We start from the raw sequence: 23,857 nt of genomic DNA, 5'->3' as shown, positions 1-23,857 counted from the left end.
GGATCTCGTCGTGAAGATCACCCTGAATCTCATCAGTTGGATCGCCCTTACCTCGATGTCGTTGGGTCTCTGCGCCGCAGATTCGGCCCCACCCGAGACCAAGTTATCGGGCCCCAAAGGACTACCGATCATCGTCCGTATGCAGGGGCCCTACGATGCCGACGTTGCCCTGCAGGTTGTCTGCTACTTCCAGCGAACCGAGACCTCTGACACGCGACTCGCAGGAGCGCCCGTGGAACTCGACAAACACCTGGGGGGACTCATCGCGGCCGTGCGCGAGCGGGGCGAATTTCGCGGCGATGAAATGGAGACATTCCTCATTCAGGCTCCAGAAAACTCAATCAAGGCCAGGCAATTGCTGCTGATTGGACTCGGTGAAGAAAAATCACTGTCGCTCGAACGCATGGAACGCGTGGGACGAACGGCCCTTCGTGAAGCACTACGGCTCGGAGCAACTCGCGTCGCCTTCGCACCGTTGATCAAAGATGCGGGAAACAACACTCTTCCCGCCGGTCAGGTGGAAACGGCCGTCGTACGCGGCATGCTACTGGCACTCGACACGGAACAACGTCTCCAGGCACAAGGTCTCTCCAAACCGGCAGCGCTTGAATCCTGGGTGGTTGAAGCGGGACCGAAGTTCTACGACGAAACCATCGCCGGTGTCACCGCCGCAATTGCCGAAGCAAATGCCGACATCGCCAAACGTTCCACACGGCCCTACTCGTCGAAAAGCAAATAGGACAGAATGTGCATGGACGGGTCACAACGACTCGTCCGTCTCCGGCATGGATTTGCGTGAACGATGGAACGAGCCGCGAATGCACGACATGAATGATGATCCGACGAGCGACAGCAATAGCGCACCCGTGTCCGCGTATGCCCCGCTTCAACGCCCCGTCTTTCGTGCACTTTGGATCGCCTCCGTCGCTTCCAACTTGGGAACATGGCTGCAGAACGTGGGCGCGGCATGGCTGATGACGAGCCTCAGCCCCTCGCCCATGATGGTCGCTTTCGTTCAGGCGGCAACGACATTGCCCGTGTTCATTCTCGCGATTCCTGCGGGCGCACTGGCGGATGTCGTCGACCGCAAGCGGTTGCTCTTGATTGCTCAGGCCTGGATGCTTCTGGCCGCCACGATCCTGTCGGCCGCCACATTCTTCAATGTCATGACGCCATGGCTGCTGTTGGCGCTGACCTTCGCACTTGGCGTGGGATTCGCGCTGAATGCGCCGGCATGGCAGGCCATCATCCCGGAACTCGTCCCTCGATCGGAAGTGCCGGCGGCCGTGGCCCTCAACGGCGTCTCGATGAACGCCTCACGCGCAGTCGGTCCCGCGATCGGCGGACTCCTGGTCGCGGCCGCAGGTCCCGCCGCCGCATTCCTTTTGAATGCGATCTCGTTTGTGGGCGTGTTCGCCGTCCTCTTTTCCTGGCGCCGGTCCACAAAAGATTCGGCCCTTCCCTCCGAACGACTTGTCGGCGCCCTTCGTGTGGGAATTCGATACGTTCGCAATGCACCGCAGTTTCAGGCGATCCTGGTGCGCGCAGCCGCCTTCGTGACGGGTGCGAGTGGCTTGTGGGCGCTGTTGCCACTCTTAGCACGGACGCACGCAGATTGGGGACCACTCGGATACGGTGTCATGCTCGGTGCGGTTGGCGCAGGGGCCGTGATCGGAACAATCTTGTTGCCATCAGTCCGGAATCGCGTCAACGCCGATCTGATTGCCTTGGGCGGCTCGCTGGTCTATGCAGCGGGCGCGGCCCTACTGACGATCGCCCCTGGGGTGTGGACCAGTTGTCTCGTCTTACTCCCCTGCGGCGCCGCCTGGCTCGCAGTTCTAACCGAATTCAGTTCGTCTGCTCAAAGCCTGCTTCCCGCCTGGGTACGAGCGCGTGCATTGTCGGTGTATCTGCTCGTGTTCTTTGGCGGCATGTCCGCGGGCAGCATGATCTGGGGCGGACTCGCCAACATTATCGGCGCCCAACAATCACTCGCCGCCTCTGCTGCGTGGATGGTTCTTGGTGCCGCAACCTACGCATTCTATCGATTGCCATCAGGCCCCCCTCCCGAAGTCGAACCATCGCATCACTGGCCCGAGGCACCAATCGTGCCAAACGCCGCACACGATCATGGTCCCGTGCTGGTGACCGTCGAATATCACATCCTGCAGAAATCGGCGGCCCTTTTTCGCAGTGCGGTCTTGCAACTTCGGTCTGCCCGCCTGCGGGATGGAGCCATCCGCTGGGACCTGTTTCAAGATGCGGAAAATCACGAGCGATTCGTTGAAGCCTTTCTCGTCGAATCCTGGGCTGAACACCTTCGACAACACGAGCGGGTCACACACGACGATCGAGCCCTCGAACGTGCTGCCCGTGCATTCCATGTGGGTGATCAACCGCCTAAAGTGACCCATCTTGTCGCAGCGACGGGTCCGTTCGACAACCACCACGCCGAGTCTCGACCGTGCCCTTGACCGCGTTTTGAAAGATTCGAAACGGCTCTGCGAATGCCTGAAAACACGACGATCGATTTAAGTCCCGCAACACCGTTGTCCCGAATTGAAGTCACGGCCAGGTGACTTCGGTACCTTGGCATTTTTCTCAGATCGGTTGCGTTTTTTCATTCCGTATATGATGTTTGGCGAATCGTCGTGACGACAACACTAGGCTGAAAACGAAGCACGCCCGTTTTGCATCCTGTTTGACCGACCTTCAAAGGCCGAGCCATGAACTGGGGACAACAGCGAATTGACCGACGGACGGTCCTGCGCGGAGCTGGCGTCGCGATGGGGTTGCCATGGTTCGAATCATTATCGAGCTGGGCCAGTGACAATCCTGCAGCAGCCAGATCTGAACAACTGCCGAAGCGTTTCGCAGCGCTCTTCATGGGCAACGGGATTAACTCCAAACATTGGTGGGCAACCGGCACTGGCGTAGACATGGAGCTCAGCCAAAGCCTGCAACCGCTTGAGCCGCTGAAGGGCAAACTCAATGTCATCCATGGGCTGTTCAACAAGCAGGCGACGGGTGTCGGAATCCATCCAGGTCAGACGGGGAATATTCTTTCAGGTGCGGCCCTTCAAAAAGGATCCGTCCTGAAAGGCGGCATCAGCCTCGATCAGGTGCTGGCCAACCATTGGGCGGAGCAATCTCCACAGGCCAGTCTCGTCCTGGGATGCGAACAGCCAATCACCGGCTATCACGAAACGAATTTCTCGATGGCTTACAGTTCGCATATCTCCTGGCAAGATGCGAATTCGCCCGTGCCCATGGAAGTTTACCCATCACTCGCATTTGATAGCCTGTTTGATAACCATGGCAGTCGGCGAACACAAAGCATTCTCGATCGCGTGCAAGAGCATGCCAGGCAGATCAAGCGACAAGTCAGTCACCGCGACCAAACCAAATTGGATGAGTACCTGACCAGTGTTCGCGAAGTCGAGAAACAAATCGAGCGAACACGAAAAACAAAAGACGATGCCGACGAACGGGCTCGAAATCGCGGACGTCTCGCCGCGCTGATGAAGCGACCGGACAACGGCCTGCCCGAGGATATTCGCGACCACATGCGGCTGATGTGTGACATCGTCGCACTCGCCTTTCAGACAGACAAAACCCGTGTGGCTTCGGTGCTGCTCTGCCGTGATCTGTCGGGATTGTTTTATCCATTCCTGGACGTGCGCGCGGCACATCATCCGGCGTCACACGACGATTTGTCTGACGCCTACGAACGAGTCTCTCGCTATTACGTCAGCCAGATGGCCTATCTTGCCAGCCGACTCGATGCGATGCCGGAAGGAAACGGCACAGTCTTGGACAATACTTGCCTGATGTTCATCTCAAACATGTGGTCGGGAAGCCAGCATGATTCCACCAAAGTTCCTCTGCTGCTCGCCGGTGGGCTGGGCGGAACACTAAAAACCGGTCGTGTCCTGGACTACGCGGCCTCTGGCGATGACAACCGCAAACTTTGCAGTCTTTATTTGGCTCTCATGAATCGCATGGGAGTGAATCAAACGGAGTTTGGCGACGCCGATCGTCAGCTCGAACACCTGTGACGAATGCCATATCGATTGTGCCATAGCACGAATCTAGACGAGGGACAGATGCTTTCACGAAGATCGTTTTTGGGAACGGTGGGTGCCGGACTGATTGCCGGCCCGATGTTGTTTGCCCAACAGCCGAATTCCGGTTCGCGGAAACGCCTGGCAATTTTGACCACCGAATGGCGATACCATTCGCACGCCTGGCACATGGGAGAACGATTTCTCGTTGGCTATCCCGAAAACGGACAATGGCACCGTCCGCCCCTGGACGTCGTCGCGGTGTATGTCGATCAGTTCCCGGAAAACGATCTCAGCCGGCAGCGTTCACAGGAATTTGGCTTTCCGATCTATCCCACCATTGCCGAAACCTTACGCTGCGGTGGCGACAAGCTGGCCGTCGATGCCGTGCTGATCATCGGCGAACACGGCAACTACGAGAAATCGGAATATGGCCAGACCAAATATCCCCGATACGAATTCTTCAAACAGATGACCGACGTGTTTCGCAAGGATGGAAAAACGGCACCTGTCTTTAACGACAAGCATTTGTCGTGGAAGTGGGACTGGGCCAAAGAAATGGTCGACCTGTCACGCGAGTTGAAATTTCCCTTCACGGCCGGTTCCTCATTGCCCGTCACCTGGCGCATGCCCTCAATCGAGATGCCGTACGACGCGGAAATCATGGAAATGATGAGCGTCGCGATTGGTGGCATGGATAGCTATGACTTCCACGCGCTTGAGGCGATTCAGTGCATGGCCGAACGGCGAAAAGGTGGCGAGACAGGTGTCTCGGCCGTGCAGGGCCTGCGCGGTGAGGCCGTCTGGAAGGCAATGGCTGCCGGAAGCTGGAGCGCCGGTGGATGGGACCCGAAGCTGTTCGAGGCCTGCCTCAGCCGTTCTCAGACCTTGTCTCAACCCAAAACGTTCAGCCATCGCTATCCGACCGAGGGACAGATTCGCGAATGGGTCGCTGATCCCATCGCCTACCGGATTGAATATACAGATGGTACCAAGGCGACGATGCTCCTCTTGAATGGTCTGGTCGGCGACTTCACCTTTGCGGCCACGCTCAAAGGTAAGGCAGAACCGCTCTCGACGCTGTTCTATCTGCCGCCCACGCCAAATGTGAGCTACTCGGCCTCGCTGATGTCGAAAGCAGAAGAGACATTCCTCACAGGCAAATCCCCATATCCCGTTGAGCGCACCTTGTTAACGGGCGGATTGGTCGAAGCGGGGGTGCAGTCGATCGGCAAGAATCAAGTACGCCTTGAAACACCGCATCTGGCCGTTCGGTATAAGGCGCCACGCGAATCGACATTCGTCCAAAGTTAAAAGAGCGTCGTATTCCCATGGTCCGTCCCACCAAAAGATTTCGCATCGCCCCGAACCAGCGGCGACGGCAACTGGATCGCACGATTTCGCGGACTCATGAATGAAAGCCTTCAACGCATTCATGCGTCTGCCAATTCCGCCACAATTGAATCGACAGCCACGACCACATCAAAGTCTCTGGACACGATGACACACCCCAGCCTCGTCTGGTTTCGCCATGACTTGAGATTACAGGACCAACCTGCACTGGTCGCGGCCGTGGCGCGCGGTGAACCCGTGATTCCAGTCTATATCTGGTCACCCGATGAAGACGGAGACTGGCCTCCAGGGGCCGCCAGCCGCTGGTGGCTGCACCATTCGCTACATCAATTGAACGAACAGCTAGAGGAACTCGGCTCGCGTCTGATCATTCGCCAGGGCAATGCCCTGACGGAGCTCCTGTCACTGATCGACGACACGGGCGCAGACGCCGTTTATTGGACACGTCGTTACGAACCGGCCGCCATCCAGCGAGATTCACGCGTCAAAACCGAACTGCGCCAACGCAATGTGCTCGCACAGAGCTTTAACGGGCAGTTGCTGTTTGAACCGTGGCAGATCGAGACAAAACAGGGGCGGCCGTATCAGGTTTTCACTGCGTTCTGGAAAACATGCCTGACCCAAAGAACGCCTGACGAACCAGAACCCGCCCCCTCGGACTTTTTGTCACCACGCCCGTGGCCGAAATCGGCGAAACTCAACGACCTTTCGCTTCGACCGACAATCGCTTGGGATACGGGTTTCGCCGAACGATGGGTCCCCGGTGAAAAGGCGGCCAGGCAAGAATTGCATCGCTTCCTGGAGTCGCCCGTATTTGACTATGTGACGATGCGAGATCTACCAGCACTCCACGGGACCTCGCGTCTGTCGCCCCACCTGCATTTTGGCGAAATCAGCCCTCGAACGATCTGGCATGAAACTCAGAGACGGCTCAGACAACATTCGCAAGATCCCACATCTGCCGAAACGTTCCTCAAGGAAGTCGGCTGGCGCGAGTTCGCTCATCATTTGCTGTTTCATTTCCCAAACACGCCTCGCGAACCGCTGCGTTCAGAATTTGCCAACTTCCCTTGGATCAATGACAACCCAAGACTGAAGGCATGGCAGACTGGCCAGACGGGCTATCCGATCGTTGACGCGGGGATGCGCGAGCTCTGGACCACAGGCTGGATGCACAATCGCGTGCGGATGATTGTCGCTTCGTTTTTGGTCAAAGACCTTTTAATTCCGTGGCAAAAAGGAGCTGAATGGTTTTGGGACACACTCGTCGACGCCGATCTCGCCAGCAACACTCTGGGTTGGCAATGGACCGCGGGATGTGGCGCCGACGCAGCGCCTTTCTTTCGAATTTTCAATCCGGTGCTGCAATCACAGAAATTCGATGCCGAGGGCCACTACATTCGACGTTGGGTGCCAGAACTGAAGAATTTGCCAACAAAGTGGATTCACGCCCCCTGGACGGCTTCTCAATCCGTGCTGACCGCCGCGGGAGTGACAATGGATCAAGCGTATCCATTACCGATCGTCGACCATGACGAAGCACGCCATTGCGCATTGGAAGCATTTCGCCGGATTTCTCAAAAAACATCGTAAGCGACGCGAAGTTCTGCATCCTGACATTGACCACAAAGGTAACCGTGAGCGGTATGATCACGATCCGTACAGGCATCTCGCCTTCGTGCTCTAACGGACTTGTCATTGAACGACAAACCAATTGTATGAACGATCAATAGTGAATGACGCCCGTTGATCACGGTGATCAAATTCTCAAAAACGAGTTTTGAACAAGCAACAATCGAGCGACCGTTGCCTACTGGACGGACTACGGCTAGTTTATTGCGAACCCTTAATTAACCCCCATTCATTTTTCTGAACAGGACGTATTCCGAATGCGGATGGCCCGGTTTGCTGCTCCCGCTGTCGACTCAACTTCCGAATTTGCAGTTTGGACGATGTTCGCCGGGTGGCGTCATGGGTTGAGCGTGTGTTTGGTCATGGCAATGATCGTGCTGGCATCATGCTCGCCATCAATCGCCGCGGAAGAGGCCGTTCATCATGGCGGTGAAGCGAGCCTCGTCCTGCCCGACCTGAATAGTGTCAAGTTCCTCTGGGGGCTTGTCGGCGGACGCGACCTACTATGGGTGGGACTTGTGGTTTCCATCGCGGGCGTCGTGTTCGGTCTCATGACATCCGCCCAGATCAAGCGGATGCCCGTTCATCGCTCAATGCTTGAAGTCTCGGAACTGATCTATGCCACCTGCAAGACTTATCTGCTCACGCAAGGCAAATTTCTGTTCACCCTGTGGCTGTTCATTGGCGCGATCATCTTTGTGCATTTCAAGTTCGTTGAACAACTGGAAATGAGCAAACTCGCAACGATTCTGATCTTCAGTGTGATCGGAATCCTGGGGAGCTATGGAGTCGCGTGGTTCGGCATTCGAGTCAACACGTTCGCCAACTCCCGTACGGCATTTGCCAGCCTCACCGGTAAGGCCTATCCCTGCTACTCGATCCCACTGAAAGCGGGAATGAGTATCGGCATGCTGCTCATCAGTGTCGAGCTGTTGCTGATGCTGATCATTCTGATGTTCGTCCCCGGAAACTACGCGGGCCCCTGCTTCATCGGATTCGCGATCGGCGAATCACTGGGGGCTGCAGCGCTCCGCGTGGCAGGTGGAATCTTCACCAAGATCGCCGACATCGGTGCCGACCTGATGAAGATTGTCTTCAAAATCAAGGAAGACGATGCGCGAAATCCCGGCGTGATCGCCGACTGTACGGGTGACAACGCTGGCGATTCCGTGGGACCATCGGCCGACGGCTTCGAAACGTATGGTGTCACCGGTGTCGCGCTGATCACCTTTATTCTGCTGGCAGTGAAAGATCCCAAGGTCCAAATTCAGTTGTTGGTCTGGATCTTCATGATGCGCGTGATGATGGTCGTGGCGTCGGGGGCGTCCTACTTCATCAACGAGAAGAAGGCTCTGAAAAAGTACGGTGAGATGTCCGACTTCAACTTCGAAGCACCACTGACATATCTCGTCTGCCTCACCTCCGTCGTATCGGTCGTGTTCACCTACGCCAGTTCGGTCATCCTGATCCCCTCGCTGGGTGGCGACTATTCGCTCTGGTGGAAGTTGTCGACGATTATCACCTGCGGCACACTCGCCGGTGCGATCATTCCGGAAGTCGTCAAGATCTTCACCTCCACCGAATCGGGTCACGTGCGTGAAGTGGTCACCTCGTCTGAACAAGGTGGTGCGTCACTGAATATTCTTTCAGGGCTGGTCGCAGGTAACTTCAGCGCTTACTGGCTGGGAATGATCATCCTGCTGCTGATGACGGTTGCGTACTGGATCAGCGGCCTGATCGGCGATCAGATTATGCTTGCCCCGACCGTATTTGCTTTCGGTCTGGTAGCCTTCGGCTTCCTTGGGATGGGGCCGGTGACGATCGCCGTCGACAGCTACGGTCCCGTGACTGATAATGCCCAGTCGGTTTACGAACTTTCGACAATCGAAGCCCTGCCCAATATCAGTGCCGAAATTGAGCAGGATTTTCAGTTCAAACCACAGTTCGAACTCGCGAAAGAAAATCTCGAGAAGAACGACGGGGCGGGCAATACGTTCAAGGCCACAGCGAAACCCGTGCTTATCGGCACGGCCGTCGTTGGTGCCACGACGATGATCTTCTCGATCGTGCTCGAGCTGACTGGCGGCTTGAAGCCCGAACTGATGGTGAACCTATCGATCATGCACCCGCCCTTCCTGTTGGGATTGATCGCGGGCGGTGCGATTGTCTACTGGTTCACCGGGGCTTCGATTCAAGCCGTCACCACGGGCGCCTATCGTGCAGTTGAATTCATCAAGGCCAAGATCAAGCTGGACGACACCGTCACGAAAGCGTCGATTGAAGACAGCAAGAAGGTTGTCGAAATTTGCACGCAATATGCCCAGCAAGGGATGTTCAACATCTTCATGACGGTGTTCTTCACAACGCTTAGCTTCGCATTCATGGAACCTTACTTCTTCATCGGCTATCTCGTGTCGATTGCGCTGTTCGGACTCTTCCAGGCGATCTTCATGGCGAACGCGGGAGGAGCTTGGGACAACGCCAAGAAACTTGTCGAGACTGAAATGAAGGCCAAGGGTACCCCGCTGCATGACGCCTGTGTCGTCGGCGATACTGTCGGTGATCCATTCAAAGATACCTCGTCGGTTGCCCTGAATCCGATTATTAAATTCACGACGCTCTTCGGCCTGTTGGCAGTCCCACTCGGCGTGAGCCTGAAACAAAATCAGGGATCGTTTATTTCCATCCTGGTTGCGACTATTCTGCTGGCTGCTTCGATGTACTTCGTTCGCCGATCGTTCTACGGGATGCGAATTCAGGTCTCGGAACCTGGCAAGTAGACGATTCACCAGAAAAGATATTTCGCATTCATGTCGACACCGCCGAATGCTTTGCCAATGGATTCGCCTTTAGTGCGTGGCCCGATTTGGGTCACGCTGCAGGTGGTGATTAACGCATTCTTCCGCGTCTGGCTCGGGTACCGCGCAGCGGGGTATCAGCCGATTGAAGGCGAAGAAGGGGCACTGATCCTCGCAAATCATCAAAGCTTTCTTGATCCCCTGGTCGTCGGACTTCCGTTTCGTCGACCGATCAGCTTTCTGGCTCGCGACTCGTTGTTTCGTGCGCCAGTCGTCGGTTGGATTCTGAAGAACACGCACGTGATGCCCATCAATCAGCAAGCCGCCAGCACGGCCAGTTTGCGCGATACCATCAAGCGTCTGCAGGACGGCTGGCTGGTCGGCATCTTCCCCGAAGGAACACGTTCGCCGACGGGTGCAATTGGCCAAATGAAACCAGGCTTTGCGGCCATTATCCGTCGCGCGAAACACCCGGTCTATCCCGTCGGCATCTCAGGCGCATATGACGCACTGCCAATGGGTGGCTGGTTCCTGAAACCTGCACGTGTTCGCGTCGTCTTCGGCGAACCCCTGACGGTCGAGCAACTGCAACAGTACAGCAGCCGCGATCAGGATCAGGCACTTGTCGATCTGGTCCACGCGCGCATCGCAGCCTGTCATGCCGCCGCCGAAGAATGGCGACGCACAGGAAAACGCCCTATTTGAGTGGTCTTGAATTGAATTCAACCTCATTCGTGATCGCCTCGCTCAACGTCATGATCAGACAGAAAGCGGCACTGCCGACTTCGCGAGCCATGGGCGCAGATGCCGTGCCGCCACAATTCGCCACACTCCATACATCCAGCAGAAGAGCGTGACGATCGTCCAGAGCAAGAACCAACCGGCTGACATATGGGTCTCGTAAAACAGTGACTGAGGGAATCCGAAGTTGAACAACTTCGACGCGAAGGCCGGCCCAAAGGGGCCACCACTGTTCGAGTTCTGCGGATAAGACTGAACGACCGTCTGAAATGGATTGTCGGCCGACATGTTGGGCACCTGACAGAAGACATAGGCGACGAATAGCGCGACACTGCACGCCAGTGACCAGATCGATAGACGGACCGCAGTTCCCACCCATCGTCCAATCCAGCATCGAACCGACACGATCGCTTTCGACAGCTCAGTATCGGCCCAAGGCATCGCGGTGAAGGAATTCTTTGCCGCGGGCTGCCGCAACCAGATGAGCGTGACGATCGCCAGTGGAACGCGGAACAACGCTCCTGGCGAGAGAGGCAGTAGTCCAAATGCGGCTCCGCGGAACACAATCTGCGGATTCTCCCTTCGGAAAATCGCATGTGCGACGAATGCAGAAACAAGGCATAGTGACATTGTGATCGGAATGGGCAACAACGATTTCGTTGGTCTCATCTCAAGGAAAAGTAGATAGAGCCATGCCAGGTCGATCAAACTCACGCCACACCACGCGGCAAACAGCAACTGACTTCGCAATTGTTGGGTATCCCAGGCCTGAACCTGCTGCGCAACTCCTTCCCAACTCGCCTCCGCAGCGGCCGCCGTTCGTTGAACAAATGGCCGGGCACCTTGACGTAATCCACTCGCAACGTTCTTACATGTCGTCTCCGCAGCAGTTGCTGCTCGTTGAACAAATGGCTTCGCGTCTCGAAACACTCCCTCAACAGCGGCCTTAAATGTCATCGTGGATCGTGGAACGTCTTCGTTGACAACGAAGTCGGACGAATCGTTCTTCTCGCGCCAGAGCCTTATACCGAACTTTCGCCAAAGGCTGAGCGCCCCCCAAGCGATCAGGGCCAAGATGACAATCTCGAGCGGCGATGCTCGATTCATCAAAAGCACCAGCACCACGCAAAGCCCAATTCCATAGCGGGCCGATCCGGAGAATGGCCACGCTAACGGACTCTCCACGCGATTGAGCTGCGTTGCGACTTTCGCGTGAGGCACGGCATTCGGTATCGGTTCTTTTATGAAGACGGGCTGGGCATTGGCAGAAGGCTGCTGCACGTGGGCCAGCCACCGCTCAAGGAGTTCGGCCACTTCGCGCGCCGATTGGTACCGATCTTCCGGCCGCTTCGCCAGCAGTTTCATGATGATGGCGGAAAGCCAGACGGGAATGTCTGGATTCAGTTCCTGTATCGGACGTGGCGGGTCATGACAGACTCGCTTGAGGACACCCATCGTCGTGCTGGCACGAAACGGCGAGTGACCGACGCACATCGAATACATCACACTGCCCAAGCTGAACAGGTCGGCACGATAATCGACCGCGTCTCCGTTCGCCTGCTCGGGAGCCATGTACTGAGGCGTCCCGGCAATCGCTCCGCTTTGAGTCAAACTGGCGTCGTCCACGGCCCGGGCCAGTCCAAAATCCGTCAACTTGACGCGTTGAATTCCGTTTTCAAGCAGAATGTTTGACGGTTTGACATCGCGATGAACCAGCCCCTGCGCATGGGCCGCGGCGAGACCCGACGCGGTCTGCATCCCGATTCGCAAAATCTCTTTGAGATCCAGCGAGCCTTCGGCATCAATCTTCTGTTGTAGCGATTGTCCTGCGATGAACTGCATGACAATCATGGGCCGCTCTGCCGATTCGTCGATCGCATGAATCGTGATCACATGATCGTGGCTGACCGCTGCAATCGCCTGGGCTTCGCGTACAAACCGCTTCCGGGCGTTTGAATTGTGCGCCAGATACGGAGCCAGAATTTTGACCGCGACCACGCGATGCAGTGACTGGTCATATGCTTTTAAGACGATGCCCATCCCACCCTGGCCGATGACCTGCGTCACTTCATAAGATCCCAACCGGCCGATGGAGCCCGGCTGGTCCGAGGGTGACAGATATTCAAGTGGATTCGCGGAACTCTTCCCGAAGCCTTCATTCGCATAAGCGAACTCGTCCGATTTAATCCGCTTCATCGCTTCGGAAAAGAGCGTGTCGTCAATCGATCTTTCACCTTGCCGGATATGGCCGACGGCCGCATCCCAGGATTCAGTTCCCGCAACGAGCGACTCAAGTTGCTGCTGACACTCCGGGCACTGATCCACGTGCTGCTGCGTGGATTGCGATTCATTCTCGGCGAGCCGTCCATCAATGAGGGATCGCAATTGATCTGCTGAAGGACAAGCGGAAGAATAGTCTGTCATGGTCAACCTCGTCCTTCGCCAGAATTCTCGCACGCCACTTATTACATTCGGTGTGCCGCGAGGGCATCGTCGTGAACAATTTTTTCATGGGGTATCTGTGTGCCACTGGCCGAGCCCGTGGCAGTCGATGCAGGAGTGAGGAACACCGTGGGAGGGAAATCGAACGGCATCCGTTGTTGAATGGTCGACCGGCATCTTTCATTGTCCTTTTGAGGATCAATGTGTACTGGGGACTGGCACAGCCAGTGGCACACAAAAACAACCAAAACATCCTTCACGGCGTTGGCCGCGAGGGCAAGGATTCCTCGCCCACCAGCAATTTGATTTGCTCTTTCAATCGCGTCATCACACGCCCCTTGGCGAGATACACCGCAGCGACAGTCATTTCCAATTCCTGAGCGACGACTTTCCCGGGACGGCCCTCAATAGCCGTCTGCCAGAACGCGGACCAGGTCGCGGGGGTAAAGTCCTGTTTGACGATCTGTGATGCGAAATGGAAAAGTTGTCGTTCATAGTCGGCGTCCCATTCTGAACTGTCTTCCAGAGTTCCCGGCTGAGGTATCTCATGGAGCCGTTGCAAAGCGTCCGTGTCACCACTCGCCCGCTCCTGCTGTTTCCGCCAGTGTGCCAGCATTCGGTTCTTCACAATCGTAAACAGCCAACCTCGAAACGATCCCCGCTGAGTGTCGTAATCCAATCGGTGAATTGCAGTTGAAACCTGGCGAAAGACGTCCTGGGCCAGATCGACAGCATCGGCGTCCTGCAAGCCGCGCTTTCGCAGAAAGCCGTAAACAAGCGGTCCATACAGATCAACGAATCGGTTCCAGGCATCGTGGTCATTGCTGTTTCGAATCCGAACAAGCAGCGTTGGTTGTGTCGGCGGAATGCTGGTCATGAAATCCTCTGACGAGTGATATGCGCGCGCCGCGAAAGCCTATCGCGAAAATTGTCAGATTTCGTCCGATTGCGCGATTTTCGCCGTCACTCGCGTTTCAAAAACGCCATAAAGGCCGGATTGCCAATCCTCAGACGTCTTGTCATACTGCGAGCGTCGCAGAATCTTGCGACAGTGACTTGATGATTCGCCTTGGAAACACGGACCGACCGAGGGTTCTCAAGATGATGGGCACACGACTTCGCCTTATTTTTCCACGCGTCGTACTGGTGCTCGCGCTCAGCCTAACGCTGACCGCCACGGATAACACGCCGGCGGAAGATCTTGTCGGAACGCCAGCCACACCGGTCGCCGAGCGAAAAATGCCCGCGGCAGACTTGGCTCGCTGGATTGACGAGCAATTTCAGCGTGATTGGAAGCAGCAGGGAATCGTCCCCGCACCGCTAACCAATGACAGCGAATTTGTTCGCCGCGCCTTCCTCGATCTCATCGGGCGGATTCCATCCGTGGCCGAAGTGCGCGAGTTTCTCGATGATCCCACGCCTGACAAACGTCCGTATCTGGTTGAAGAACTGTTACAGCGCGGTGCGTTTGCCAATCATCTGGCCAACACCTTTCGCGATCTGATGCTGGCTGGAACCACGGCCCCGGAAACGCGAGCCCTGGCCCCTTCCCTGGAAATCTGGCTGAAACTGCGTTTTACGGCCAACATGCCCTACGATCAGGTTGTCAGCGAACTCTTAACGGCACCACTGGATCGCCCCGCCATTCCGCGGGCCCCCACCCCCTTGGCCTTTTATCAGGCGGCCGAGTTCAAACCAGAACAACTCGCTGCGAACGCGTCACGCGTTTTTATGGGAATCCAGGTCCAGTGCGCCCAATGCCATGACCACCCCTTCGCGGAATGGAAACAACCACAATTCTGGTCGTTTGCCGCATTCTTCAAGAACGTCTCGCCACAGGGCACTGACGGCCAAGCGATGATGCAATCCGACGACATAGACGGAATCAAGATTCCCGGAAAAGACGTCTTGGTTCCCGCTCTCTTTCTCGACGGCAGCCCGCCAGTACGCGATTCGAAAGACAATCGGCGTGCCATGCTGGCCCACTGGGTGACGTCACCCACGAATCCCTATTTTGCCAAGGCGGCCGTGAATCGTGTCTGGGGCAGCTATCTCGGACGCGGGTTCGTCCAGCCACTCGACGATCTTGATCCTTCGCATCCGCCCGCCTACCCAGAAATCTTCGACGCGCTCTGCACACAATTTCGACTGCATCACTACGACCTGAAGTATCTGATTCGCGTCATTGCCGCGACCCAGGTCTACCAACTTTCCTGCCGAGGCGCCCCACGCGAAGGCGAAGATCACCTGGCGGTTCAATTTGCACGCATGCCACTACGCCGTCTGACAAGCGACCAGATCTACGCCAGCTTCATCCAGGCGACCGGCTTCCGCGAGGCCACGCCGAATATCAGCGAGAACGTCGCCCGCGATGAGTTTCAGGAAAAGTTCGCCGATTCGTCGGTGTCGCCAACAGAAATCAAAACCACGATCCTTCAAGCACTTTCGCTGATGAACGGACGACACGTCACCCTCGCAACGGACCTGGAAAAGAGCGAGTTCCTGTCGGTCATTGCCGAGGCCCCCTTTCTCGACGCGTCTGGCCGCATCGAATCGTTGTTCCTCGCGACACTTAGCCGAATGCCCGATGACGCAGAGCGTCAATTGTTCGTCGATGCACTCGGAACAGACGAATCCAAAGCTGCGCTCGCCGACCTGTTTTGGATGCTGCTGAACAGTGCCGAGTTTTTACTGAATCACTAATCAGATCCGTCCCTGACGAGTTGGCGTTTCGAATGCTTGTCGACACACGCACGGTTTCTCCGAATCGCTTCAACGCCAAAATTTCCTTGAGATCCAGCTGTTTCATCACTCCATCATGAGGTCAGTCATGCAACACCCATTCGAGCCGAAACGTCAGCCGATGTTCGACGGCGGATCGCTCAACCGACGCGACTGGATGAAGCTGTGTGCCGCGGGCGCGGTGGGAACATCCGTCTCGGGCTGGTTTGGAGCGTTCGCCAACGATGTCGCCGCCCGCACCGATCGCCGCCGTTCGTGTATCCTGCTTTGGATGAGTGGCGGCCCGAGCCAGATCGACACCTTCGACCTGAAGCCAGGCCATGCCAATGGTGGAACATTTCAAGAGATCGAAACGGCCGTCCCAGGGATGAAGTTCAGTCAGCATCTGCCTCGTCTGGCCAAGCTGTCGAATCATCTGGCCGTCGTCCGTTCGATGAGCACTAAAGAAGGCGACCATTCACGCGCCACGTTGCTCGCACATTGTGGATACATGCCGCAAGGCCCCGTCCAATATCCGACATTCGGTTCATTGATTGCCAATGAACTCGGCCGCGAAGGTGCCGAGCTACCAAACTTCGTGAGCATCGCTCCCAACCGCGCGATCAGCCCCGCCTCGTACGATCCCGGCTTCCTGGGAGCTCAATTGGCACCTCTGGTCGTCGGCAATGGTGCTGCGGTCCCCAACGGTGCCGCCAATCAGATGGAAGCCAGTAACGACTTGAAGGTCCAGGATCTTGAACCCTCTAAAGAGATCCCTAGCAAAACTCTGGAAACGCGTTTGACGCGTCTACGCTCCATGAACGGACGCTTCTTCGAGAACTTCTCGGGGCCACCCGCACAAAGTTACAACGCGGCCTACGAGCACGCTGTTCGCCTGATGCGAAGCGAAGCCGCATCGGCATTCTCGCTCGATCAAGAACCGGATGTCGTACGCGAAGCCTACGGTAAGAATCGGTTTGGTCAGGGATGCTTGCTGGCACGGCGTCTGATCGAGCGAAATGTCCCCTTCGTCGAGATTACACTCGGCGGAATCGATCAGCAAATCCTGGGCTGGGATACCCACGCCGAGAACTTTGACAAGATCAAACAATTGTCCCAGGTTCTCGATAGCGGATGGGGAACGCTTATTGAAGAACTCCGCGACCGCGGCCGACTCGATGACACGCTCATCGTCTGGATGGGCGAATTCGGCCGGACCCCCAAAATCAATCCACAGGGCGGACGCGACCACTACCCACAAGTCTGGAGCACCGTCCTTGCCGGAGGAGGAATCCAGGGTGGTCAAACGATCGGGCGGACCAGCGCCGACGGAATGGAAGTCGAAGACCGCCCCGTTGCGATTCCAGATCTGCTCGCCACGATCTGCCAGGGCCTGGGCATCGACCCGATGAAGTCCAACATCTCGAACGTCGGACGCCCAATCCGTCTTGTCGACCCTGCGGCCAAGGCATTGAAGGAGATTGTTGGATGAACGGTCCGCAATCGCACCTGTGCGATCTGACTGCCGAGGTGCATCAACGATTCGATTGGTTCAGGGCGCGTTGTACATGGTCACTGCTGATCGCCTCGCCCCTGATGGTCTTCAACCTGCAGAGCGGACTCGCCGTCGACACCAAAGGACCATCAACTTCTCCCGCGGTGATAGCACACGAACTGCCCGACGCGCAGGATTTGTTGCTGCTTGGTCCGGTCGAACCAACACGCGTCCGCCTTCGCATTGAAATCGACGGCGTTCCCTTCCGAACCGCCTGGCGCGACACATTTGGTCGGTTATTTGACCAGTTCGATACGGATCGTGATGGAAGTGTCTCACTCGAGCAGGCCGGCCAGATCGCGAATATCTTCGGCACCACCGCAGGGTCTCAGTTCCGCGCCGGCGCGGCGAAACTCACGATGGATCAGATGGCCGCCAAAGCCACTGGACTGACCAAAGCAGAACTTCGCGCCATGCTCGAAGAGTCCTCTCCGCCGATTCGACTCTCTCAGAAGTTGTCGAGTCAGGGTGCCGGACCGGCGCTCTCGCCGCTTCTGGATTACGATGGGGACGGCCGCTTGTCACGGCAGGAGCTATCGCGCGCCGCTACCAGCCTGCACGGCCGCGACTTCAACGACGATCAACTGATTACAGAATTGGAACTGGTCGCCGGCCCCGACGTGACCGAATCCAACTCGCCCGGTGAAGTCTCGGCAGGGACTGGAACCGTCATCCTGTTGACAGCCGCGCTGGACCACACCGCTGTCGCCGAGATCCTGTTATCGCGCTACGACCGAAATCGTGATGGCGTCATTTCACTCGAAAAGCCTGCCGAAATTCAGTCCGAGTCCGAGGGTTTGGCAAGTCTCGACACCGACGGTGATCATTTGCTGACTCGTGCCGAACTTCGCGGATACCTCGAACTGCCCCTAGATGCCGAATTGCCACTTGTTCTGGGAAGCGGCAGCACCAAGAAGAAGGGAAATGCGGCGCCCCGTTATCGCTTGCGTGGCAAATTGGACGGCGGTTTTCGCCTGCAGGTCGGATCACGCGAGGTGAACCTGCGTCGCAGCAACCGTAATCCGAATCAGGAGGATGTTCGCGTCCGCATGGCCGATTTCGACGCCAATAACGACGGCTCACTGGATGCGACCGAGTTCACCATGATTGTCGATCGCCCCGACTTTGCCGTCATCGACACGAACCACGACGACAAAATCAGCCTCGTCGAATTCGATTCGTTCTTCCAGCACCGCTCACGCGCCACCGCGGTACAGGTGCTGCTTGAAGCGACCGAACAGGGGGCCGACCTGTTCCGCCTGCTTGACCTGAATGGTGACCGAGTCCTGACTCCGCGAGAACTGCTCCTGGCCCCAAACGTGATCGACACCGAAGACCAGGACCGAGACGGTTTTCTTGGCGGAGCCGAGATGACGTACAATCTGATCCTGGAAATCTCGCGAGCCGCCCGTCGCCCCGCCAATGCCAACCTCGCTCAACGAGGCCCCTCGATACCGCGCGTGAAGGCCGATCGCGAAGGGCCGGCCTGGTTTTTGAAGATGGATCGTAATCGCGATGGGGATGTGAGCCTGTCTGAGTTTCCCGGCAGCCACCAAATCTTTGGCAGACTCGACACCAATGGCGATGGCTTGATTTCATCGCAAGAAGCGACGGCCTCGACTCCGAGTAAATAGCACGCGGAGCGGTAAGGCTTCGCGTGCGTTCGGGAATTCCATTTGCTCGTTGCCAAGCTCCTGCTTGGCAACGCCGCCGAAGAATTCAAGAAGCGTTACCAAGCGGGAGCTTGGTAACGATGGTAAAAGAGGTCTTGCTTGGTAACGAGGAAAACGGGGAGCAAACGAAAAAACGTGTGTCACAACAAGCGTGCAACACACGTGTACAACTACAACCAGACTCGCATTCAACCGATTCGTCGATCAGCGAACGGGCCAGATTTTGACGCTGCCGTCCCGACTGCCTGAGGCCAGCATCTTACCGTCGTGGTCGAACGCCACGGTGTGCACCGTGATCTTGTGACCGCTATAGGTTTCGATCAGATCACCCGTCTCGGCGTTCCACAACCGCACCCCTCCATCGTGGCCGCCAGTGGCGATCTTGGTGCCATCCGGCGAGAACGCAACGCCCCAGATGTCATCGCTTTGTCCATCCCAAGTCCGGACGACACTGCCGGAACTGACATCCCAAATTCGGACCTGCTTGTCCCACCCGACCGAGGCGAGCCGATGCCCATCGCGACTGAACGCAACGCCATAGACCGATCCTGAATGCCCTTCCAGTGGGATCTTCTGCACCAAAGTCTTTGCATTCCATAGCCGCACGACATTGTCGCTTCCGGCCGTGGCGAGTGTTTCATCATCAGGTGAAACGGCGACAGAATAGATCGCCGATCGGGGAATCTGCGTTTCCGCGATCGGCTGGTCAGAATCCATCGACCAGACTCTCAAGCCACCGTTTCGATCCCCGGCGAATAATAGATGGTCGTCGTGAGAGAACGCCAGTCCTCGCACCGCGTTGGGGCTGTGAAGTTCGTGCAATGGTTCGGACTTTGAAACATCCCAAAGCTTGATCAAACCATCATCTCCCGCTGTGGCCAGCAATTCACAATTGTGCGAGAATTTCGACGACCAGACGATTCCACGATGCGCCAAGAACGTGGACTTGACGCTCTTCGACGCGATGTCCCACAAGCGAACCGAGCCATCTTCAACGCCCATGACGATGGTCTTGTCGGATTTATCAAATCCGACCGACCAGACTGTTCCGGCATTCGCGCTCAGAACGGCCAAGGGTTCCACACCGCTCGTGACCGCAACAGAAGGGCCAGGCCGACCGTTCGGAACCCACCCCCGGTTTGCAAGGAACACGCCGCCGAAAAGTCCCAGTAGCGAAAACACCGCACCGATTGCGACAGCGATCCGACGATTCCGCTTCGATTCCTTTTCCTGTTCAATCTTGCAGACGGTCGGAAGATCTTCTGACGTCTTCATCAGAGCCAGATGGAATTCCAAAAGCTCCGCCAGGTGATGCGCGGTTTGAATTCGATCTTCTGGCTTTTTCGCCAACAACTGGTCGATGGTTTCGGCCAGCCATTCAGGCGTTTGTGGATTAAGCTCTCTCAGTGGTCGATGCTTCGTATCCGAAATCTGCCGAAGAATCGCAAGAGCCGAATTGCCGGTGAACGGCGGTTGGCCGGCGCACATCTCGTACATGATCGCGCCCAGGCTGAACAGATCGGACCGATGATCGGCCTCATCTCCCATCGCCTGTTCCGGTGCCATGTAGAGTGGTGTGCCGGAAACAAATCCCGTGCGCGTCAATTTCACATCTTCGGCCGCACGAGCCAGGCCGAAATCAGTCAGCTTGACGCTGTCGTGCGAATCTTCGAGCAGAATATTGCCGGGCTTGATGTCTCGATGGATCAGCCCCTGAGAGTACGCGGCTGCAAGCCCATGAGCGACCTGAGTGCTAATGCGAACAATTTCGCGCAGTGGCAAGCGCTTTTCTCGCGTCAGACGCTGTTCGAGCGACTCACCCGAAATTAATTGCATGACCAGATAGGGAAGCCCCACTTCCCCCGCGCGTTCGACTTGATGCACTGCGACGACGTTCTCGTGCGAGATCGACGCGGCCGCACGCGCTTCGCGACAGAACCGCTGTCGCGAGACTTCGTCGCCTGCCAGATCAGGATCGAGAACTTTGATCGCCACGTTGCGCTGCAATCGCGTGTCGAATGCTTCGAGCACAAGTCCCATTCCGCCACGCCCCAGCACGCGCATTACGTCGAATTGGGCGAGTCGTCCAATGTAGGCCGAATCACTAGGGGGCTGAAGAAACTCCAGCGACGCATCACGCCGTCGCACAGGGGCCTCGGGGACAAACGTTTCTCGAACGGCCTCTTCAAGCGACTTGGCCGCCTGCCAATACCCTGACACAGGTGACACCTGCGACTCGTGCAGGCTTTCAACGATCTGCGACAGATTCGTGCCTTCGGTCGCGATTCCTTCGAGCTTCACCTGGCAGCCATGACAGCTATCCATATGGTCGGTACAGGCCTGTTGTCGATCACCCGAAAGCGTGCCATCGAGCAACTGACGCAGTTCAATTGATTCAGGACATTTTTTGACATTCATTTCAGTTCTCTTCCTGACGCCGCATCGAATCCACTTCGTCTTTCAGCCGCGCGAGCACTCGACTTTTGGCGACGTACACGGCCCCAGTGGAAAGCCCCACTTGGGAAGCAGCCTCCGATGCAGAGACTCCTTCTACGGCGGTCAGCCAGAACGCACGCCACGTATTGTCTTGAAACTCATTCTTAATCTTATCCATCGCCAGGGAAGCAAGCCGTCGTTGATACTCGAGCTCCCATGTTTCCGTGGTTTCCGTCTCGTCCGGGTGTGAATTCAACATTTGGTTCGTCGCGGTGTCTCCCGTGGCTTGCGGCCGAATTCGACGCGACGACAAGAAATTGAAGACCTTGTTGCGGGTAATTGTGAACAACCAACCTGCGAATGACCCCCGTTTGCGATCGTATTCCAGTTGTCCGATCGCTGTCGCGACCGAACGCATCACGTCCTGCATCAAATCCGCCGCGTCGGCATCCTGCAATCCGCGTTTCCGCGCGAACCCGTAGACGACCGGACCGTAGAGATTCATGAACTCGTTCCACGCGGCGTGATTCGAACCGTCGCGGATCTGAAGCAACAAGCTCGCGCGTGTCAGAGGTGAGTCGTTGACTGCCAATATAGCACCTGAACAAACCATCCTCGGTCTCGGACTCGGCCGACGCGGAACGGCGTCGCCGTGGTGTCCATAATGATAGGTTCGAAGTGATATCTGGACCAGTCACGGCAGGCCTTCCGGCAATTTTTGCTTGAGAGAACATCATCTCTTCCACACTTTCATGTCGTTCAGCCGGAATGTCGGACTGCCAACGTCTCATCGCACACGTTTACCTTTGCGTTAGAATCTGTTCTGTCTTGGGCGCGGCAACCTGAATCTGCAAACCATCGCTCAAATCGTCGCTTGGATTGACCACCAATCGTTCGTGCCCCTTGATTCCTTCTGTGACGACGATCCGCGTGCCCAGATCGCGTCCGAGCCTCACACGCCGCATTTCAATCCGATTCGAGTCACTGATGACAGCGACGTGCGGTCCATCGATTCGCATCGCCAGTACGTTCGTTGGAACCGTCCACGATTCATTCCCCTGCGACGCATTCAATGTGACCTGAGCATAAATGCCTGACTGGAAGCGACGATCACGGTTATCGAGTTCGATTTCGGCAAGCATCGTGCGACTGCTCGAATCCACCGAGTCGGCAATCCGAGTTACCTCGGCAGTCACCACCGAACCAAGCGACTCGGGAATCCGAATGCCTGCAACGGTTCCAACATGCGTCAGAGAAGCAAACGCCTGAGGAACAGCAAGCTGAACTCGAATTCGATTGAGATCTTCGATCACGAACACCGATCCCTGCCCCGCGGTCATCAACATCCCGACCTCTGCCGTCCGCCGAGTCACCACGCCATCAAATGGAGCGACGATTCGCTTGAATGCCTGCAGTTCTTCCAACCGGTTCACATTCGCCTGCCGGCTGTTGACGGTCGCTTCGCGTGCCTCAATGATTGCCGTGCGCGTTTCCAGATTGGTACGCCTGCGAGTGACGTCCGATTCCGCAGCATTGATCTCTGCCGTGCGCGTCTCGACCTGAGTCGTAAACGTCTCGAATTCTTCACGGCTGATCACGTTCTTCGCGACGAGCTCGCCACGACGAACGTGCTGGCTTTTCGCCAGGTTGACTTCTGACCGAGCACGTGTCACTTGCGCTTCCGCAACTTTAAGATCCGCCTCGGCTTCCACACGTTCAGCTCGGGCCTGCGTTACCGCGGCAACTGCTTCACGGACCAAAGCCCGAGCGGTCATCAGTTCCTGATCCAACTCCGGTGTATCGATCTCAGCCAGCAGTTCGCCCGCACTCACACTGTCCCCCAGATCCTTGTGCCATGCGGCCAGGTAGCCACTGACCCGGGCGTGCAGCGAAGCGACTTGCCAGGGGCGAAACGACGCCGGCAGCACGACCGTTGCCGTCGCTTCCCGCGTTGGCCGACTGACTGTGACGGTTCGATCCGTCGCAATCGCCCCGTGTTCGGCAGCAACGGATGTCGCTTCCGTCGACTTCCAAGGTTCGAACGCGACACCGAGTGCGGCCGGAGCGAGAATTGCCGACATCAACAGAAATCGGTTCTTGCGAGGTGATTTTGGGCCCGGCCGATCGACTTGATTGACCACGGCCGATTTCGTGGTGGGCCTCGTCGATCGAATGAATGGTCGAACGGCGTTCCGAAGAGCAGTAAAGCTGGAACCATCAGCAAGACCGAAAAAACGTCGAGTCCGTTCAAGAACCGCAGTACGCATGATCAATTCCCTTAGAACCAGTTGTGATCTCATCCGTCTCAGGGAATTACAGTCGGCGCAGTCAAGTCTTACAGATTTTTTTGCATGTTGCAGGTCGGACCCGTGGGATCTGCGCTTCGGTGATTGGCAAGCAACGAAGACGTTCCAATCACCGAAACGCAGAAAAAAAGACAGG

15 protein-coding genes are annotated in these 23,857 nt (G+C 56.7%); 10 read left to right on the top strand and 5 right to left on the bottom strand.

The genetic code is table 11. From position 1 onward, the window contains the following. Window positions 1-10: 10 nt before the first annotated feature. The 7 genes from OSO_RS0117350 (at window position 11) to OSO_RS0117315 (ending at window position 10,552) form a co-directional block, all read left to right on the top strand. Window positions 11-739, top strand: a complete 729-nt coding sequence (locus tag OSO_RS0117350; RefSeq protein ID WP_010584489.1) for a M17 family peptidase N-terminal domain-containing protein — start codon at window positions 11-13, stop codon at window positions 737-739. Window positions 740-818: 79 nt separating this feature from the next. Then, a complete protein-coding gene (locus tag OSO_RS0117345) occupies window positions 819-2,474 on the top strand; it encodes an MFS transporter (protein WP_010584488.1) in 1,656 nt (551 codons plus the stop codon). Between the two features lie 252 nt (window positions 2,475-2,726). Next, window positions 2,727-4,058, top strand: a complete 1,332-nt coding sequence (locus OSO_RS0117340; protein WP_010584487.1) for a DUF1552 domain-containing protein — start codon at window positions 2,727-2,729, stop codon at window positions 4,056-4,058. Window positions 4,059-4,106: 48 nt separating this feature from the next. Further along, the gene (locus OSO_RS0117335) at window positions 4,107-5,378 is read left to right on the top strand and encodes a hypothetical protein (RefSeq protein ID WP_010584486.1); all 1,272 of its coding nucleotides are present in this window, start codon (window positions 4,107-4,109) and stop codon (window positions 5,376-5,378) included. Between the two features lie 96 nt (window positions 5,379-5,474). Further along, entirely contained in the window at window positions 5,475-7,010 is a 1,536-nt protein-coding gene (locus OSO_RS0117325; RefSeq protein WP_010584485.1) for a cryptochrome/photolyase family protein, read from the top strand. Between the two features lie 401 nt (window positions 7,011-7,411). Beyond that, on the top strand, window positions 7,412-9,829 hold the full coding sequence (locus OSO_RS0117320) for a sodium-translocating pyrophosphatase (RefSeq protein WP_157605314.1): 2,418 nt from the start codon (window positions 7,412-7,414) through the stop codon (window positions 9,827-9,829). A 72-nt stretch (window positions 9,830-9,901) separates the two neighbouring features. After that, complete coding sequence (locus OSO_RS0117315; RefSeq protein WP_010584483.1) at window positions 9,902-10,552, top strand: lysophospholipid acyltransferase family protein; 651 nt, start codon at window positions 9,902-9,904, stop codon at window positions 10,550-10,552. 54 nt (window positions 10,553-10,606) lie between these two features. Here OSO_RS0117315 and OSO_RS48150 read toward each other — a convergent pair whose 3' ends face one another. Both OSO_RS48150 and OSO_RS0117305 read right to left on the bottom strand, forming a co-directional pair. Beyond that, window positions 10,607-13,012, bottom strand: coding sequence for a serine/threonine-protein kinase (locus OSO_RS48150; protein ID WP_010584482.1), 2,406 nt, complete (start codon window positions 13,010-13,012; stop codon window positions 10,607-10,609). Window positions 13,013-13,286: 274 nt separating this feature from the next. Beyond that, complete coding sequence (locus tag OSO_RS0117305; protein WP_010584481.1) at window positions 13,287-13,907, bottom strand: RNA polymerase sigma factor; 621 nt, start codon at window positions 13,905-13,907, stop codon at window positions 13,287-13,289. Window positions 13,908-14,131: 224 nt separating this feature from the next. On the opposite strand from OSO_RS0117305, the gene OSO_RS0117300 reads away from it, so the two are divergent. The 3 genes from OSO_RS0117300 to OSO_RS0117290 all read left to right on the top strand — a co-directional run bounded on the left by OSO_RS0117300 (window position 14,132) and on the right by OSO_RS0117290 (window position 18,940). After that, on the top strand, window positions 14,132-15,733 hold the full coding sequence (locus OSO_RS0117300; protein ID WP_162130550.1) for a DUF1549 and DUF1553 domain-containing protein: 1,602 nt from the start codon (window positions 14,132-14,134) through the stop codon (window positions 15,731-15,733). Window positions 15,734-15,860: 127 nt separating this feature from the next. After that, the gene (locus OSO_RS0117295) at window positions 15,861-17,243 is read left to right on the top strand and encodes a DUF1501 domain-containing protein (protein ID WP_010584479.1); all 1,383 of its coding nucleotides are present in this window, start codon (window positions 15,861-15,863) and stop codon (window positions 17,241-17,243) included. Continuing rightward, entirely contained in the window at window positions 17,240-18,940 is a 1,701-nt protein-coding gene (locus OSO_RS0117290; protein WP_010584478.1) for an EF-hand domain-containing protein, read from the top strand. Before OSO_RS0117295 ends, OSO_RS0117290 begins: the two co-directional genes overlap by 4 nt. Before the next feature lie 243 nt (window positions 18,941-19,183). Here OSO_RS0117290 and OSO_RS43935 read toward each other — a convergent pair whose 3' ends face one another. From OSO_RS43935 to OSO_RS0117275, 3 genes are all read right to left on the bottom strand, one after another. Beyond that, the gene (locus tag OSO_RS43935; protein WP_010584477.1) at window positions 19,184-21,397 is read right to left on the bottom strand and encodes a WD40 repeat domain-containing serine/threonine protein kinase; all 2,214 of its coding nucleotides are present in this window, start codon (window positions 21,395-21,397) and stop codon (window positions 19,184-19,186) included. Between the two features lies 1 nt (window position 21,398). Continuing rightward, a complete protein-coding gene (locus OSO_RS0117280; protein WP_040592541.1) occupies window positions 21,399-22,028 on the bottom strand; it encodes an RNA polymerase sigma factor in 630 nt (209 codons plus the stop codon). A gap of 187 nt (window positions 22,029-22,215) precedes the next feature. Beyond that, on the bottom strand, window positions 22,216-23,682 hold the full coding sequence (locus tag OSO_RS0117275) for an efflux RND transporter periplasmic adaptor subunit (RefSeq protein ID WP_010584475.1): 1,467 nt from the start codon (window positions 23,680-23,682) through the stop codon (window positions 22,216-22,218). Window positions 23,683-23,857 lie beyond the last annotated feature (175 nt).

This window comes from Schlesneria paludicola DSM 18645 (assembly GCF_000255655.1).
GTDB classification, from domain to species: domain Bacteria; phylum Planctomycetota; class Planctomycetia; order Planctomycetales; family Planctomycetaceae; genus Schlesneria; species Schlesneria paludicola.
This window is presented reverse-complemented; position numbering and strand designations above follow the sequence as displayed.